At 40.5% G+C, this 16,042-nt stretch carries 15 protein-coding genes; 1 reads left to right on the top strand and 14 read right to left on the bottom strand.

The window, feature by feature from the left end; genetic code table 11:
• Nucleotides 1-58 precede the first annotated feature (58 nt).
• The 6 genes from DEAC_RS16465 to DEAC_RS16440 all read right to left on the bottom strand — a co-directional run bounded on the left by DEAC_RS16465 (nucleotide 59) and on the right by DEAC_RS16440 (nucleotide 5,659).
• Nucleotides 59-1,267: an ABC transporter permease gene (locus DEAC_RS16465; RefSeq protein ID WP_047811169.1), complete on the bottom strand. Its 1,209-nt coding sequence runs from the start codon at nucleotides 1,265-1,267 to the stop codon at nucleotides 59-61.
• On the bottom strand, nucleotides 1,264-2,430 hold the full coding sequence (locus DEAC_RS16460) for an ABC transporter permease (RefSeq protein WP_047811168.1): 1,167 nt from the start codon (nucleotides 2,428-2,430) through the stop codon (nucleotides 1,264-1,266). Before DEAC_RS16460 ends, DEAC_RS16465 begins: the two co-directional genes overlap by 4 nt.
• The gene (locus DEAC_RS16455) at nucleotides 2,423-3,130 is read right to left on the bottom strand and encodes an ATP-binding cassette domain-containing protein (protein ID WP_047811167.1); all 708 of its coding nucleotides are present in this window, start codon (nucleotides 3,128-3,130) and stop codon (nucleotides 2,423-2,425) included. Before DEAC_RS16455 ends, DEAC_RS16460 begins: the two co-directional genes overlap by 8 nt.
• A 1-nt stretch (nucleotide 3,131) precedes the next feature.
• Nucleotides 3,132-4,199 (bottom strand): HlyD family secretion protein, encoded by a 1,068-nt coding sequence (locus DEAC_RS16450; protein ID WP_047811166.1) that lies wholly within the window; start codon nucleotides 4,197-4,199, stop codon nucleotides 3,132-3,134.
• Nucleotides 4,200-4,205: 6 nt separating this feature from the next.
• Nucleotides 4,206-4,871 carry a TetR/AcrR family transcriptional regulator gene (locus DEAC_RS16445; protein WP_047811165.1) on the bottom strand — a complete coding sequence of 222 codons (666 nt, stop codon included), beginning with the start codon at nucleotides 4,869-4,871 and terminating at the stop codon, nucleotides 4,206-4,208.
• Nucleotides 4,872-5,239: 368 nt separating this feature from the next.
• The gene (locus DEAC_RS16440) at nucleotides 5,240-5,659 is read right to left on the bottom strand and encodes a metal-dependent transcriptional regulator (protein ID WP_047811164.1); all 420 of its coding nucleotides are present in this window, start codon (nucleotides 5,657-5,659) and stop codon (nucleotides 5,240-5,242) included.
• Between the two features lie 162 nt (nucleotides 5,660-5,821).
• Here DEAC_RS16440 and DEAC_RS16435 point away from each other — a divergent pair, with 162 nt between their 5' ends.
• Complete coding sequence (locus DEAC_RS16435; RefSeq protein WP_083996238.1) at nucleotides 5,822-7,108, top strand: Nramp family divalent metal transporter; 1,287 nt, start codon at nucleotides 5,822-5,824, stop codon at nucleotides 7,106-7,108.
• Between the two features lie 87 nt (nucleotides 7,109-7,195).
• Here the strand turns inward: DEAC_RS16435 and DEAC_RS16430 are convergent, their stop codons facing one another.
• The 8 genes from DEAC_RS16430 to DEAC_RS16395 all read right to left on the bottom strand — a co-directional run bounded on the left by DEAC_RS16430 (nucleotide 7,196) and on the right by DEAC_RS16395 (nucleotide 16,032).
• Nucleotides 7,196-8,002 carry an undecaprenyl-diphosphate phosphatase gene (locus DEAC_RS16430; RefSeq protein WP_047811163.1) on the bottom strand — a complete coding sequence of 269 codons (807 nt, stop codon included), beginning with the start codon at nucleotides 8,000-8,002 and terminating at the stop codon, nucleotides 7,196-7,198.
• Nucleotides 8,003-8,837: 835 nt separating this feature from the next.
• Nucleotides 8,838-9,383, bottom strand: coding sequence for a chromate transporter (locus tag DEAC_RS16425; RefSeq protein WP_047811162.1), 546 nt, complete (start codon nucleotides 9,381-9,383; stop codon nucleotides 8,838-8,840).
• Entirely contained in the window at nucleotides 9,380-9,979 is a 600-nt protein-coding gene (locus DEAC_RS16420; RefSeq protein ID WP_047811161.1) for a chromate transporter, read from the bottom strand. Before DEAC_RS16420 ends, DEAC_RS16425 begins: the two co-directional genes overlap by 4 nt.
• A gap of 195 nt (nucleotides 9,980-10,174) precedes the next feature.
• Nucleotides 10,175-10,798 (bottom strand): universal stress protein, encoded by a 624-nt coding sequence (locus DEAC_RS16415; RefSeq protein WP_047811160.1) that lies wholly within the window; start codon nucleotides 10,796-10,798, stop codon nucleotides 10,175-10,177.
• Nucleotides 10,799-11,165: 367 nt separating this feature from the next.
• Nucleotides 11,166-11,813 carry a response regulator gene (locus tag DEAC_RS16410; RefSeq protein ID WP_047811159.1) on the bottom strand — a complete coding sequence of 216 codons (648 nt, stop codon included), beginning with the start codon at nucleotides 11,811-11,813 and terminating at the stop codon, nucleotides 11,166-11,168.
• The gene (locus DEAC_RS16405; RefSeq protein ID WP_047811158.1) at nucleotides 11,782-13,269 is read right to left on the bottom strand and encodes a sensor histidine kinase; all 1,488 of its coding nucleotides are present in this window, start codon (nucleotides 13,267-13,269) and stop codon (nucleotides 11,782-11,784) included. The genes DEAC_RS16410 and DEAC_RS16405 overlap by 32 nt, the downstream gene beginning before the upstream one ends.
• Nucleotides 13,270-13,311: 42 nt before the next feature.
• Complete coding sequence (gene phnD / locus DEAC_RS16400) at nucleotides 13,312-14,235, bottom strand: phosphate/phosphite/phosphonate ABC transporter substrate-binding protein (protein ID WP_047811157.1); 924 nt, start codon at nucleotides 14,233-14,235, stop codon at nucleotides 13,312-13,314.
• Nucleotides 14,236-14,463: 228 nt separating this feature from the next.
• Nucleotides 14,464-16,032, bottom strand: coding sequence for a YifB family Mg chelatase-like AAA ATPase (locus DEAC_RS16395; RefSeq protein WP_047811156.1), 1,569 nt, complete (start codon nucleotides 16,030-16,032; stop codon nucleotides 14,464-14,466).
• Between the last annotated feature and the right edge of the window lie 10 nt (nucleotides 16,033-16,042).

The following is a 16,042-nucleotide window of genomic DNA, read 5'->3' as shown; positions in this document are numbered from 1 at the left end:
AAAGAGTAAAGTACTTCCGAGTCATTAAAGGATAAGCACCTTCATCTCAATAACCGGCCTATAAACGCAAGCAAGACTTGTCAGGATAACTAATCGAACCATTTACAGCCAAACCGGTCTGAGCTGGAGGTTTTCTTCGCTTTGAGAAGGTTAAAGCGAAAAATAAGCTGATTGCAGCCATAACAATAAGAACTATAATCTTATCCACCAAATAGGAAAAACCTAAGTTTTTTACGGTAAGCAAACGAAACCCTTCGGCCATCCAAGTGTAAGGCATAAGCCGAACTAATTCATTGATGATCTTCGGTATATGAGTACTGGGCCAAGAATATCCCGAACTTACAAAAATGGGGACTGAAATTAGCATCAGATATCTCGTAACTAATAAAGAGTTGGGAACGTATACGGAAACAACAAAGCCCGCCGAGACGACAATAATGTCAAAAAGCAAGCCCAAGAGAACAATCAGGGCCACCGAACCTTCGATTTTAACATTAACAAAACGCACTGCAACCCACATGACTAAACCATAGTTAAAAAAGTTAGCAATATAATAAGGCAGTGCTTTGCCCAAAAAGATCTTCCATGGCGAAACGGCAGCACTAAGAAATTGAATCCAAGTATTCCGCTCTTTCTCCCGAGTCGCCGTCAAACCAATTCCGAGTAAACCGATCTGCTGAAAAATCATAAGAGCTAAGCCCATATAGATGAAAGTGGCATAACTTAAGGTCGGATTATACCAAATTTCCATGCTGTAGGATACCGTATCCATGACATTCGTGATCTCATGTTTCGTCATACCTAAACCACTAAGGTAAGCAGCAGTATGATCAGCACTGAAGGTATTGAGCACTTGTTGAAAATACTTGCGAGTATTGAACCCATAGATGAGATTAGACCCATCATAAATGGTCAAAATCTGGGTGAGTTGATGCTGAGATAATTTCTGAGAATAATCTTCAGGAATCACAACACCCGCTCGAATCAACCCGGTTTTCATTCCCTTTTCTAAAGCCGCATAAGTAGTCACTTCCGGAATCACTTTAAAATCCGGGGTGTTTTCGAAGGCAGAAACAACATCGCGGCTTTCCTTAGAATGATCAAGATCAACAATCCCAAGAGGGACATGCTGCAGAATACCAGAAACGTAAACGAGACCAAATAACGAGGCGTAGAGGAGCGGTACGAAAAAGATCATCAAGAAAAGAACTCGCTCCTTTAAAATATGCATCATTTCATAATAAGCAATGTTTAAAATCTGCTTCACATCAATCCCCCCTTAGGTAAGAAATTCTCAACCATAAGGCGTAAAGCCGCTACGCTATAGAAAAGAACAGCCATCAATCCTAAAGCCAAATAGTAGTGGCTCATAAATCCCCAGCCCGGATTCTTAAAGGTCAAATAATTCAATCCCTGAAAAAACCAAGTTTGAGGAAGGAACCAAGCCGCATGCTGCACCCACTGCGGCATTGCTTCAAGCGGCCAGGTATAACCAGAAATCACAAAAGCCGGTAAAGCAATAATCATCCCATAGCGTGAAGCATCCACAGCGTTTCGGGAAATACTCGACATCATTGTGCCAAGACTATGCAGAGCAATAATAAAAATCAAGGTGAATGACAATAAATTTAGCCATCCGCAGGCCAGTGGAAGCTTAAAAACGACAAAGGCCAAATAATAAAGCGGGAAAACGATCAGCATAAAAACAGCAATGTGAACCAGAGATTTACAGAAGAAAAGCACTGCTGAGGATATTCCGGAAGTTTTAATTTGAAGCCAGCTGCGCAAACCATTCTCGCCGATAATAGTCATACAGGCAGCGAGAGTCAAACATTGCTGCCAAACATTTAAGGCAAAACCTAAAACTGTAAAATAAGCGTAATTCAACGTTGGGTTAAACCATGCTTCTTCCGGGAAAGCGATGGACTGATAGGCCTCTTGGGCTTGGTTGGCCTGAATTCCCTGGGCAATTAGAGTTTGAATCCCTACTTGGGCCCCAAACGTTCTTGTCACAGTCAAAATAGCACTTGAGGCATTGGTAGCATAGGCCATATTCATACCGTCAATAACTACTGCTACTCTAGTTTGGCGATGTAAGGCAACGTTTTTGCCAAAGTTATCGGGAATGACAACCCCAACAATAACCTCTCCCCTTTTAATGGACTCCTTCAGTTGCGCAAAGCTGTCAAAATAGGCTGCTACCTGTAAATTTTGACTATTTTTCAGTTCCTCAACAACTTGCCGACTGGCGCTGCTGTTATCCAGATCTACGATCCCTGTTGGTATATTACCAATCCGTTGATAACTATAGACACCAGCAAACAGCAGTAAACCGAGCAAAGGACCAATGAGCAAAATATGACGCAAGCTCTTGTCCCGCCACATATAGAATAGTTCACGCTCTAAAACTGCACGACACTGTTTAAGCATGACAACGACCACTCTGTTCTGCGTAATATTTCTCCTGCCTGTCCCATTCCGCTTGGGCTTCTTGCAAATCATAGAGGGTTATAGTCCCGCCCTCTAACCAGGCGACTTTGTCTATATAGTCACAAATTGTCAACGTACTAATTGCACTAACACAAGTGCCGCCTCCTGCTGAAAATTGTTCCAACTCACTTAAAATAAGATTGCGGGAAGGCAAATCAATATCTTTCATAATTTCATCAACTAACAGCAACTTCGGCCGATTAAGCATTGCGCAAGCCAAGGAAAGCCTTTGCAGAGCACCAATGTCTAAAGCTGCTGCCGGTTTAGAGAGAAATTCCTTAAGATTAAATCGTTCAATCATTTCAAGAACATTAGCCTTTGGTGCCTTCTTTAGAGCTGCAATAAAATCAAGATTTTCCACGACTGTCATATCGCGAAATAAACTGTTTGCTTGAGTCACAAGTCCAATATCGCGTTTAAATTTCTCGGTTTTTCTTATATTATGCCCATATATGGTTATCTGACCGGAGGAAAAACGATCAACTCCCGCCAAAATATGGATCAAAGACGTCTTCCCTGCTCCTCGAGTGCCAAAAATGCCCAAACACTCACCTGCCATGACTTCAAACGTGATTCCTTGCAAAAGGGGTTTGCGGCCAATTTTCTGTACCAGATTATTCACCTTAATTACTGGTTCCATGTCACTTAGCCCCCTCTATGATCTTAACTTGTGCCGTCATCCCTGTCTTTAACGCCAAATCCTGATTAGGCAATTCAATTTTAACTTCAAAACTCTGAATGTCATGTTCGTATTGGTCATTAATCGCTTTTTTTACTGCGAATTCTCCAGCCCCATTGATTAAAACGACCTTTCCTTTAAAGACTCGGTTCGGATAAGCATCCACAGTTACGTCTGCCTCCTGATTTAAATGAACACGCCCGATTTTTGTTTCGCTAATGTAAACATTTACATAGGGATTTGCTAAATCAGTTATTTCATAAACAGGTGTACCAGCATTTAACATTTCTCCGGCCTGAAGGTACTTTTTAGTAATGTAGCCCGTCAGCGGAGAAAGCAAATTAGTATCGTTAAGATAGGCTGTTGCTTTATCTACTGCTCCACTGGCTTGTGTAACCGCACCCTGAGCTGCATCAGATTGCGCCTGAGCAATTGTCACATTGCTCTGAGCTGACAAAGCCTGTTGAAGAGCGGCTTGAGCTTCCTGAAGCTTGCTTTTTGCCAAATCATAAGCATTTGTCGCATCATCCAATGTCTTCTGCGGAACAGCACCTCCTTTAAACAGCGCTGTAGCCCGGTCATAGGATTGTTCAGCATCTTTAACACCTATTTCTGCTTGGGCTACTTTAGCTTGAGTCTGGGCTATCGTGCTCTCGACCTGCTCCTTTGTTAAAGGAACCGCATCGGCGGCTTTCTGAGAGTTCTCCAGAGCAGCGCTATAAGCACCTTGGGCGGCAACAACATCTGAACTGATTTCTTCACTTTCCAAGGACGCTATTTCTTGTCCTGCTTTTACTTGACTCCCCTCATCTACCAAGGTTTTGGCTAATTTTCCCGGAACCTTAAAAGAAGCCATAACATCCGTAGCTTCAATTGTGCCTGTCGCCGTCAAACTCTGTTGCTCATTAGTCAGAGCAACTTGACGTTTGTAAAAGTATTGATTAAAAATCACCAGGCTTCCCCCGATAATTCCCATGAACAAAATAAAAACACCTATTTTTTTAAAATTAATTCTCGCTAAAGCATCCATCGATCTTTATTCCTCCTCATGACTAAAAATTCCATCAAAAATTAGAGCCAATATATGCTGCAGTCTTACCTCCAGCATTTCTTCAGACAGTAAATCTTCCTGCCAAAGAGGCTGAACAATCTCACGCCTGTTAAAATAAACAAGACACAAAGCCTGCACACTTACAATTACTTGACGAATATCCGTATCGGGGCGAATGAAATTTCGTTTGATACCATCCTTAATAATGTCACCGAACTCTAATTCAACAAGATCGAAGAATTGCGGAATTACCTTTTTAGCAAACCGACCTCCATTTAGTGCTTCCCAACTGGTAAGCCGTACAAAGTCCTCATTCTTAGCCAGAAAGTAAAAGTAAGCCCGCACTGCTCGCGTAACATTTTCTTTTGAGTCATCAGCTAAGTTAAAAGCATTTTTGCTTAAGGTATAAATTTTTTCATAGTTAAAACGTAATACTTCTACATACAGGTCTTCCTTGCTGCCAAAATAATGATAAAGCATACGTTTGTTGATTCCTGCATCCTCGGCTATTTCATCAATTCGTGCACCATCAAGCCCTTTCTTTGCAAAGATTCTTGTAGCAGAGTTTAAAATCCGTCCTCGACTCTCTTCAGAACGCTGCCCCCGCCCATCGACCTTCTTCATAGTTTTTTCTTTAGCGCCATTATTCATTGTTTCCCCCACCAAAATCAAAAAAGTATGTAACCAGTTAGTTACTTATGGTTTAAAGATTATTCTAATCGGTTTGCAATTATTCGTCAAGGAACTTTATGGTAATATATTTGTTTTTAGCCATTGTTCGGAAAAGGCCACATAATACAAGAAGCATCGCTTACTATACCAAAAAGTAGTTTTGCGGCGCTTCGTTTTTTTTGGAAAATACTGTCAAAACCCAATAGTAGCAGTTTTGAATTTCTTACGTATCCTATTTTCAAACCAACAACTTCAAGTTAGCTAGAGCTAACCTAGTTAACCTGAAGAATAACATAAGGAGGTCACTTAAATGCTTATCCTATACTCCAGGTCTTTAACCTTTAAAACTATTTTGCGTCTTTAAGCTTGATAAAATCTTTAAACGCTTGTTGCCAGGACGGATTTGCTTTAATGAAGTCCACCAGAGTTTTAATGGCCTCAATCGTTGCTATTGAAAGGTAGTGCTCCATTGCTTCGGCCTCAGCAGCAAAATTGCATTGACTACATATAAGGGCAAGAAACTCCTGCAATAATTGGTTTCTCGCCACTAAGTAGTCCCCAAACTCTTTTCCTTTATCGGTAAGCTTGATCTCTCCATATGGTTCGTATTTAATATAACCCTCATCTCTCAATTTATAGAGAGCTTTAGTAACTGATGGTAAAGCAACTTTAAGCCTTTTACTAATATTCGAAACCCGAACAGTGCTTTGGCTTAAGGAAAACCGATATATCTCCTCCAAATAATCTTCCAAGCTGGGTGTCAGCACTCATGACACTTCCTTTGATAGCCTAGTCCCCTATCTTTAAACTATAAGTCCTTGTCGGACTTCAGGGGTAAATATTCTCTCTATAATTATGCCGGTCAGGTATAGCAGTATGTTTTTTTGAATCAACAGATTCGATACAAATGTAACATTGGAGGTAAAAAAATGAGTGAAGGGTTCAATTTATCCAGGCCATCGCTTTCATTGCCATTATCGCTGCCAAAAGAAACCTTTGCAACAAAAGCAAAAAGTATGCTCAAATTTATTGGTCCGGCATTTATTGTAAGCGTTGCCTACATTGATCCTGGTAACTTTGCCACAAATATCAGCGGAGGTTCTACGTTTAATTACAGCCTTATCTGGGTCATTCTTTGGAGCAATTTAATGGCAATTTTCTTACAAAGTCTTTCGGCGAAATTAGGCATTGCTTCCGGTCATAACCTGCCAGAGATGTGTGCAAAGATTTACTCCCGGAGAGTGAATTGGTTCTTTTGGCTCGAAGCGGAATTTGCTGCCATGGCAACAGATCTTGCAGAGTTCCTGGGCGGAACATTGGGATTGTATCTACTCTTTAAAATTCCCATGATTTATGCCGGTCTCCTCACAGGCGCTCTTACGTTCTTAATTGTCTATATGGAAAAATACGGACAAAGAGTTGTTGAGTGGATTATTGGCACATTAGTATCAGTTATTACCATCGCTTACACCGTCGAAGTTTTTTTGGCCAAACCGGACTGGTCTCAGGTCGGCATTCATACTCTTGTTCCATCGCTTCCCAATGGCAATGCTGTCTTAATTGCCGTTGGAATGCTCGGTGCAACAGTAATGCCTCATGTAATCTATCTTCACTCGCAGCTAGTGCAAGCCCGAAATATGGATACAACAGAGGAACAGAAGCGAAAACATTTGCGTATGGAGCGAATTGATATTGCCATCGCCATGAATATTGCCTTTCTTGTCAATGCTGCTATGGTTATTGTTGCTGCAGCAGTATTTTTCAAGAATGGCATGGCTGTGGATACTATTGAAGAAGCGCATAAATCACTAGAACCTCTTCTGGGGACTCTGTCCAGCGGCGCTTTTGGTGTCGCCTTACTGGCATCTGGTTTATCATCGTCTGCAGTAGGCACAATGGCCGGACAAACTATTATGAAAGGTTTTGTTGGGCTAAGTATCCCCGTCAACATACGGAGGTTAATTACTATGACTCCGGCGCTACTCATCATTGCTTCAGGTATTAACCCCATGTATGCTCTAGTTATGAGCCAGGTTGTTTTGAGCTTTGCCTTGCCTTTCGCTATTGTACCTATGCTGAAAATTACCAGTCGTAAAGACATAATGGGGAGTTTCGTCAATAAACCGCTTACCAAAATAGTAGGCTGGATGATTACTAGTCTTATCATAGGACTAAATTTAGTTCTGCTTTACCTGACGTTCACTGGTAATGTATAGCGGTAAAAGGGCCGGAGAATCCACTCCGGCCCATCGTATGCGTTCAATTTTTTCATCTTCTTTGGAGGTTCGGATTTGCTAAACAAATTACTTTAAAAAGTTGAAATATAACAATACGAGAATCCCCAAAACGATCCTGTAATAGCCAAATAGTTTGAAATCCCTCTTAGAAATGTAATTCATAAAACCAGAAATGACGAACAAGGCAACGATGAACGATACTACGAAGCCAATTGCCAGCAACAGCAACTGATATGCAGTCATACCCAAACCTATTTTCAAGAGTGAATATCCTGATGCCGCAACCATTGTGGGAATAGCAAGGAAAAAGGAGAATTCTGCGGCTACCAGTCTTGAAGAACCCAAAAGCATCGCTCCGATAATCGTCGCTGCGGATCTTGAAGTCCCTGGTATCATAGCCAAGCACTGAATAAAGCCGATGCTCAAGGCTGTCTTATAGCTTAATTGTTTAATTGAGCTGATTTTTCCACCGGCGTTTTTGTTTTCGATAATGATTAAAATAATACCGCCAATAAGTAAAGCTAAAGCGACGACCACCGGCGTAAATAATTTGTCTTCAATGCGTTTTCCTAAAAGTGCTCCGATAAACAAAGCAGGCAGTACTCCAATAATCGTCTTTTTCCATATGTCCCATATTTCGGCTTTTTCCAGTCTCGATTTATGCCTTCCAAAAGGGAAAAGCTTATGCCAAAAGTAGACGACCACAGAAAGAATAGCACCAAGCTGGATAATCACATCAAACATTTTAGCAAAACTACCTGTAAAATTAATGAATTCATTGACAATAATTAAATGTCCGGTCGAAGAAACCGGTAAAAATTCAGTAATCCCTTCCACAATACCTAAAATGATTGCTTTAATGATTAGACTCACCTTTTTGCACCCTCCTTTTTTATACACTCTGAACCATTTAACCGTAAGCTTATTATGACGTTACTTGCGCAAATTTAGTTGGCATCGCTTTAATTCATTATTTTACATGATGTACATCTCTATTGTTAAATTGCCCAGCCTCTACTCCTTTCTAAATGTTACCTTTATGTAATATCTTTATCTTACCACTTTTCCAGCAGAAATTGCTTACTAATATTGGCGATATTGTTCCTAAACCCATTCTATTAAAGCAAATCGACTGCTAATCTTGTCATCATGCTTGCTCTCTTTAATTAAGCAAAGAGGGCCGTATAATGTTGATTAAAACGGATCAAGATTGCTATCAGGATAGACATAATAAAATCCGAAAGATAACGAGTAATAAATACCCTTGCTTTCGGATAGTCTTGCTGAAAGATCAAAATCTTCTATTTTAAAAATGCGAGGACTCTTAAGCATGGTATTTATCATTCGCTAAAATAATCTAAAACAACTCCCATAGAGTAATTATTACTATTTTTGCCAGCATATCCGCATCGGGTATTTCCATTTCTATTATAAACTAGCAGTATTAAGTAACAATTAAATCCTTGTAAAAGTTTCAATCCGAAAGCCAAAGCAACGTGTTTTTAGCTAAAATTGCCTTCAAGTTACATCTTATAAGCTTTCGTCACAAAGAAGCATTTGAAGGAATATCAAGGATTTCTACAAAAACTCAGAAAAGGAATATTTGCTAAGACGAGTCTTTGGACTCGTCTTTTTGCATAATTACACGAAAAAGGGAGCTGCCCCTCAATAGAAATTAATTTCTATTTTGAGACAGCCCCTTAGTTTATTATATAACAGATAATAGTATTCCAATTAGGGCAGCTGCAATAATTAAATATACAGGATGCAGCTTTGTTCTTATTAAAATCACAAAAGCGACTATCATTAAAATGGCACTTTTAATGTCAAGAATATTTCTGCCTCCTATAATATGATTGCTGACAGCAAAATTAATGGCCGCAAAAATAATAACGCCAATGATAGCAGGTCTTAGGCCATAAAATGCAGCTTTAAAATTACGATGCTCCTGCAGTTTGCCAAGCACCTTTCCTACGAGAAGTATGACAAGCAGTGACGGCAAGGTAAGCGCAATCGAGGCGATTAAGGCGCCCCAGATGCCATCTATTTTAAAACCAACTATAGCCGCTGTATTTGTAGCAATGGGTCCCGGAGCCATTGCTGAAACAGCAATCGAATCTGTTAACTGACTCGTGCTCAGCCATCCATGGGTCTTCATTTCTGTTTGCAAAAGCGGCAGCATAGCATAACCGCCGCCGAAAATTACTATCCACAACTTGGAAAAGGCTACAAACACACTTTCAAACATGCTCATTTTCTTTCACTTGCCTTCACTAGAGATACAGGACGGTTGAGCTTTATCCTTATGTTCACAAGCACAATTCCTAAGATAGCTCCAGAAACAATCACTACAAATATTAAACTTTTATGATATAAAAGGGTCACAATACTTAAGGCAGTAATGGCTAGGCAAGTTTTATCTATCAGAGACACTTTACTCATTTTAAAGGCAGCTGAGGCAATCATCGCAACGACTACTGGTCTTATACCCTGTAAGGCAGCTTGAACATAAAAGTTATGTTGGTATGTAATCAACATCGCTCCAAATATAACCATGATAGCGAATGTGGGCAAAATCACTCCTAAAAAGGCGGCAATAGCCCCCACAATTCCTGCTACTTGATATCCGACTAGTGATGCAGCATTAACTGCGATAGCCCCAGGCAGTGATTGAATAATAGCAAAAATATCAACAATTTGTTCCTTTTTCACCCATTTCTTTTTATGCACCACTTCTTCTTCCATTATAGGAATCATTGCAAAACCTCCGCCGAATGAAAGCGGTGATATTTTAAAGAAGGAAAAAAAGATTTCCAATATAAATTTAAAGTTAATTCTTTTCTTTTCCATTGATAAACTCCCCTTTCCTGCAATCGAGGAAGCGATTGGACCTATTTCGTCTACATAGGAATCACGCAACAACTATGCAATAAGAGAATAGGAATTCTTTCACTAATAACGAAAAAGGATTATTGACAAGACAAATAGAGCACTCTTATTAGACCTTCTGAAATTCTCATAATATTTTCTACAGTGATTTTTATATTACGAGTCTGAAAGAAAACTACAAATAAATTCTGCTGAGAGTTTCTTAATTAAAAGGGCAGGTACCTTGGATTTTGCCAATATTTCTTGTGAAAAACTGCCAACTATGGTTCTTCTGAATTTTGAAAATCCTCGTGTACCAATAATTATTAATTGAAAGGCATTTTTTTCAGCATAATCGGCAAGGGCTTTCACAATTTCTGACCTGTTTGATTTCTCAGAAAAGCAAGTATTCAAATATAATATCTGATGCTGTACGTCTTGTTTTCGTTGCAAAAAAATATTGTTGGTTTGAGATAATAGTTTTTCATACTTTTTTGTGTTCTTATGATCCGCCCCATCAAGAATCTTTTTAAGCCACTTCTGGTCAGGACTAACGGGCCATCCGTCCAACCAATTAAATTCTGCACCCGAAGAGTTTGACCAATAATATTTGATACACTTTACCCTTAACTCTTTCCAACTATATTTTACGCCTAATGAACCTCCATCTTTTTCTTGAATTCGTAGAATTGTCAAATTCATTTGGGGAGAATTTTGCAAGAGATTTGCAGCATAGACTGCTGCCGATAGGGCCTGATATGAGCCATCAGAATAGAGAAGAACTTTTAGTTTATTTTCCATTTTCTATGCCTCTTTATTATAGAACTCTTATAAAGTTTACTTTATGTCACAATCTTCTATATATATTTGTTATCATTTTGAGGTCACTAATTATTTATTGAATTTTAATAAATAGCCCCCCTCTCCTTACCCTCGTCCGTTTTTAATAGACAATTATAATTATTTCATTTAATAAAATTATACTGTGATAATCTTGTCAAAAGTAACTAGTAAAATTAATGGTTTTACTATTATATTTCCCTGAATTAACCTAGGAAAAATACTAGTTACAAAAACATTATATAAAAGCAAAAAGCAGACAAAGTCTGCTTAAGGGGTATATTGGTTTTAAATTTCAAGTGGGAGGGGTGTTCCTATACCTTGCAGTTCACTCAACCAACCCGTGCCGTAAGGCATATTGAGCTAGAGCGACCCTGCCTTTGATGCCTAATTTCTTCATGATCCGTGCACGATGAAAATCAACAGTTTTGGGACTAATCTTCAGGAGTTCTGCAATCTGACGGTTGGTGTACCCACGAGCTAACATAACGAGAATCTCTCGCTCTCTCTCCGATAGTTGTCTATTATCTGTTACAGTACCATTTTTTACGTCCTGACAGTACTCTGCTAAAATTGTTGAAGTTACATTTGAATCAAGAAATGACTTTCCTTGATGAACAGCGCGAATAGCCATAACAAGTTCATCAGCGGCAGCTCGTTTTAAAACATAACCCTCTGCCCCTATTTTTAGAGCCGGCTGAAGATACTCTTTATTTTCATGTTGAGTAAGCAGAATAATTTTCGTCATCGGTGCAGTCTCTTTTATCCGTCTTGCCGCACTTAGCCCATCAACGCCTGGCATTGCAATATCCATAAGAACAACCTCAGGCTGCAGCTCACGAACAAGTGATAAGGCCTTTTCACCTTCTTCTGCTTCTCCAATGACTTTAAAATCCGGCTGCATCTCCAAAAGGACACGGATACCTGCTCGAAAAATTGTATGATCATCTACCAAGAGAAGTCGAATTGTTTCCAAACGAGGTACCCTCCTTTTTGAATTCCCTCTGCGACAATTCAAGGTCAACAATTATTTCAGTTCCTTCGCCTATCTTAGAGGTTATTGTAATCGTTCCCCCTAATAAACCAACTCTTTCGCGCATTCCTAAAAGCCCGAGATGCCCTTCGTTGTCAGTCGTGTTCCACATTTCTTGACTTGAGAAACCCTGTCCATCGTCGTTGATCGTCATCCTTAACCTCTTGCTCTTTTGAATTAGAATAAGCATAACCTTAGTTGCTTGAGCATGCTTAAAAACATTACTGATAGCCTCTTGAGCAATACGGAATAGTGTTGTCTCCGTTTCAGTTGAAAAGCGGCTGTCGATACCCTCAGTATGTAACTCGAACTCCACTCCTCTGGGGCTCAGACGACTTTCACCATACCAACGCAAGGCAGGTACTAAGCCAAGATCATCTAATATAGTCGGTCTCAAATCATAAACGATATTATGCAGCTCTTTAACAACCTGTCCAGCAATATTACGAACTTGCTCTAAATAATATATACCTTTTTGGTGATCATTAGGGAGAATTTCTTCTGCTGTTTTCAAACCAATCGTGATCGCTGCTATCGACTGAGTTGTTTCGTCATGGAGCTCCCGGGCAATCCGTTTTCTTTCCTCTTCTTGAGCAGAAATAACTTGATGCCATAGCTTTTCTAAAAGATCTTCACGCTCTCCAAGTTTTTGCGATAATTGGGACAGTTCTTGATTGCGCTTTTGCAGTGCCTGAATAGTCTCTTTTAGCTGTGATGTCATTAGATTAAAACACTGGGCTAAGTGTCCCACTTCATCTTTGCTGTTGAGACAAATTTTATCGTCTAGATTCCCTTCTCCAATTCGAACTGCCTGCCTGCTTAAAGTTTCCAAAGGACCTGTAATGAAGCGACTCAAGACTAGAGCCGCCAGATTCCCTATTATTATACCGATCAGCGTCAATAATGCTATCATCCAAGAAATATTTGATATAGGCTGTAGTAAAGCGCTCTCAGTCAGGCCGATATGTAATTCAATACTATTTAGTCCCCTCACTAAGGGCACGCCGGTATCTAATACCAGGCTACCATTAATATTTAACAGTTTAGTGACATATGTTTGGCCTTTCCCAAGCGGATCTGCCAGAACTAATCCCTCCGGAAACCCTTGCTGAAACGTATCGATCTCCGAGCCGTTATCTCTATTTAAAATATAAGCATATGCAATATATTTATTGCTATCGATTTGGTTCTTCAAAACGCTTTTGACAGTTAACAGTTTTCCGTCCAAATACTGATCTGCAACATTGCTCGAGGTATTATCAGCTAATACAACGCCATTCTGTTCAATACTGCTGCGCACCGCGCTTTTTACAATACCATTAATTGCGATTATAGTCACCAGGCCCATAACAACCACAATTCCTGATGTCATATAGATAATTTTATGACTAAGCCGCATCTCAATTCTACCTCTCATTTGGCTTGGTTTACATTGAATGATTTAATTAAGCAGACCAAATTTTTTAATCCAAGGTCGATAAACAGCATAAGGATCTCCTTCAAGTGCAGCAAACCCTTTAGGCATTTCTGAGTTATTCCATTGGTATAGGCCATCACGGTCTTTCCCTTGCGGTTGAAAATTAAGTAACGCTTTTTGAACAGCAGCCGCAGTAACCGGATCGATTCCAGAAGCAACCGCTATACCTCCGCTTGGGAAATAATCAGATATCGCTATAATCTTCACTAAACCTTGTGCAGCTAGTTTTTCTGCTAAGGTATCTTGCAGTGCTGCAGCGTCAAAACGGCCGCCAAGCACTGCATTCGCAGCATCTTCATAAGATTGAAAAGACTCAAAAGAGGCTAATTCACTTAGATCAATCTTCGCTTGAGCAAGCATAATTCGCGGAATAAGATATCCTTGGGTTGAAGTCCTGGAACTGAAGGCTAATGTGCGTCCACGCAAATCTTGAATTTTATTAATCGAACTATCACGTTGGGTGACAATCATTGTACGATAGCTTGAAGTTCCGTTCTCAGTGATTCCAATGACCAAGCTCTTGACTCCATACTTTTCAGCGCGAAGTACACTCAAGGGACCTATAATTGAAAACTGAACCCGTCCTTCGCCCATTTCTTTAGCTATATCTACATTTTGGGGAAACACCCTTAATCTAAAATTATATCCTGTTTGTCGCTCTAGGTAATTCAATAATGGTGTGTATCGTTTGACATCCTCACTGGGACTTAATCTCCAATCAAAACCGACATAATAATAATTAGTTTTAGACTTAACCATTTGTTTTAATTGATCGGCAGAAACAGTCTTTTCAAGGTCAATTGTAATAGAATTTGTCTTTTGACAGCCAACAACAAGTAGAACCACCAGGAGAGTTAATATCGTCGCAAACCACAATTTTCGCAGCATTAATTGTTTTCACCTCTCTCAAGTATTTCAAGTATAACATGTCTATAGCATCAAGGAAATTCTTGAACCTTGAACATACTTCTCAGGAAAGTGAACTCGTACGGGGAACCCACTCCCGCTTAAAGAAGTGGGAGTCTTACGATTGGATAAAAAAGTCGCCTTAGATCAAGGCGACGACTCCTTCAAGCAGTAAAATATGATTCAACCTTTTGTTTCTTAACTTATAACTTATAACTGTAACCGTTTGTCCAAAGCACGATACTGGATAGCTTCGGCTAAGTGCTCCGGAAATATATCGACGGAATCTCCAAGATCGGCAATGGTCCGAGCTACTCTTAAGATCCGATCATGAGCTCGAGCACTTAAGCCCTGTCCATCAAAAACCCGCTGCAAAAGGGCCTCTCCACTTGAAGTTAAGCGGCCGAATTCCTTGCTTTCCTTTGACGTCATCTCAGCATTAGTTTTCGCGGGTCCAAGCCTGGCCCACTGTCTTTCCCGAGCAGCTATCACTCGTTTTCTCACCGTCTGCGAAGATTCTTGAGAGCCGCTGGCATTCCTTAATTCCGAGAAATTCAGTCGTGGCACCTCAATATGCATATCAAAGCGATCTAAAAGGGGGCCGGATATCCTCCCTCGATAGTTTTGAATCTGCAAAGGCGTACAACGGCACTCTCTGGCGGGATCACTAAAAAAACCGCAGGGACACGGATTCATACTGGCAATGACACTAACATTGGCAGGATAGGTAATACTGCCTGATTGACGTGATATTGTCAATTCCCGGTCTTCCAAAGGCTGGCGAAGACTTTCTAAAACTTCGCGTGGAAACTCAGGCAGCTCGTCCAGAAATAGAACACCATAATTGGCAAAAGTTAATTCGCCCGGGCGCAGATCACGCCCCCCACCAATCATCCCAACTTTGGTAATAGTGTGGTGAGGACTGCGAAAAGGGCGAAACTGAACCAAAGAGCCATTGCAGGGCTGCAAGCCACAGACACTGTAAAGCTGCGTAACTTCAAGGCTCTCACTCTCACTTAATGGAGGAAGTATTCCTGAGTAGGCCTTAGCGAGCAATGTCTTACCCGATCCCGGAGGACCCACGAGTATAACATTGTGTCCCCCTGCCGCTGCAATCTCCAAAGCGCGTTTTACATGTTGCTGGCCGTGAACATCTGTCCAATCAACCTGATTTCCACGAGCTATTTCTTCGCCAAGAGATACTCGAAGTATCCGTTCGTCTTCAAAGTCATTTTCACCCTCTAACGCCGCAATGAGTTGTTTTAAAGTTGAAGTGCTGTGGGTTTCCAATCCTGTCACGAGGCGGGCTTCAGCTAGATTCTCTGGTGAAATTACCAGGGAGAGCTCCTTTGTCTTCCTTGTCGTTTCTAATTCATACTGTTGATTATCCCGATACAAGGAAATGGCCATAGTTAACACACCTGGAACAGGCCTCAAAGATCCCTCCAAAGACAATTCGCCTGTAAATACATAATGATCAAGGCAGGCACCACGATATTGATTTGTTGCTGCCAGAATCCCCAGGGCAATTGGCAGATCAAGTCCTGATCCTTGCTTCCGCAAATCTGCCGGAGCTAAATTAACGGTGACCCGCTGTAAGGGAAACTGGTAACCTGAGTTACGTATCGCAGAGCGCACTCGGTCACGAGCTTCTCGAACAGCAGTCGTTGCTAATCCCACAATCTCAAAGCTTGGCAAGCCGTTTGACACGTCAACTTCTACTCGAATTAAGTGAGCATGTAATCCTAAAACGGTCATTCCGTAAATTGAAGCGAACATCATACTCTCC

The organism is Desulfosporosinus acididurans, assembly GCF_001029285.1.
Classification (GTDB): Bacteria; Bacillota; Desulfitobacteriia; order Desulfitobacteriales; family Desulfitobacteriaceae; genus Desulfosporosinus; species Desulfosporosinus acididurans.
Note: the sequence above shows the minus strand (reverse complement) of the source record. Positions and strands in the feature narration are given on the sequence as shown.

Excerpts from the sequence above, each read along its gene's own strand:
- DEAC_RS16460 (WP_047811168.1), bottom strand. The coding sequence starts at position 2,430 with ATGCTTAAACAGTGTCGTGCAGTTTTAGAGCGTGAACTATTCTATATG.
- DEAC_RS16395 (WP_047811156.1), bottom strand. The coding sequence starts at position 16,032 with ATGTTCGCTTCAATTTACGGAATGACCGTTTTAGGATTACATGCTCAC.
- DEAC_RS16435 (WP_083996238.1), top strand. The coding sequence starts at position 5,822 with ATGAGTGAAGGGTTCAATTTATCCAGGCCATCGCTTTCATTGCCATTA.
- DEAC_RS16415 (WP_047811160.1), bottom strand. The coding sequence starts at position 10,798 with ATGGAAAATAAACTAAAAGTTCTTCTCTATTCTGATGGCTCATATCAG.
- DEAC_RS16420 (WP_047811161.1), bottom strand. The coding sequence starts at position 9,979 with ATGGAAAAGAAAAGAATTAACTTTAAATTTATATTGGAAATCTTTTTT.
- DEAC_RS16405 (WP_047811158.1), bottom strand. The coding sequence starts at position 13,269 with ATGCGGCTTAGTCATAAAATTATCTATATGACATCAGGAATTGTGGTT.
- DEAC_RS16445 (WP_047811165.1), bottom strand. The coding sequence starts at position 4,871 with ATGAATAATGGCGCTAAAGAAAAAACTATGAAGAAGGTCGATGGGCGG.
- DEAC_RS16450 (WP_047811166.1), bottom strand. The coding sequence starts at position 4,199 with ATGGATGCTTTAGCGAGAATTAATTTTAAAAAAATAGGTGTTTTTATT.
- DEAC_RS16455 (WP_047811167.1), bottom strand. The coding sequence starts at position 3,130 with ATGGAACCAGTAATTAAGGTGAATAATCTGGTACAGAAAATTGGCCGC.
- phnD (WP_047811157.1), bottom strand. The coding sequence starts at position 14,235 with ATGCTGCGAAAATTGTGGTTTGCGACGATATTAACTCTCCTGGTGGTT.
- DEAC_RS16425 (WP_047811162.1), bottom strand. The coding sequence starts at position 9,383 with ATGAGCATGTTTGAAAGTGTGTTTGTAGCCTTTTCCAAGTTGTGGATA.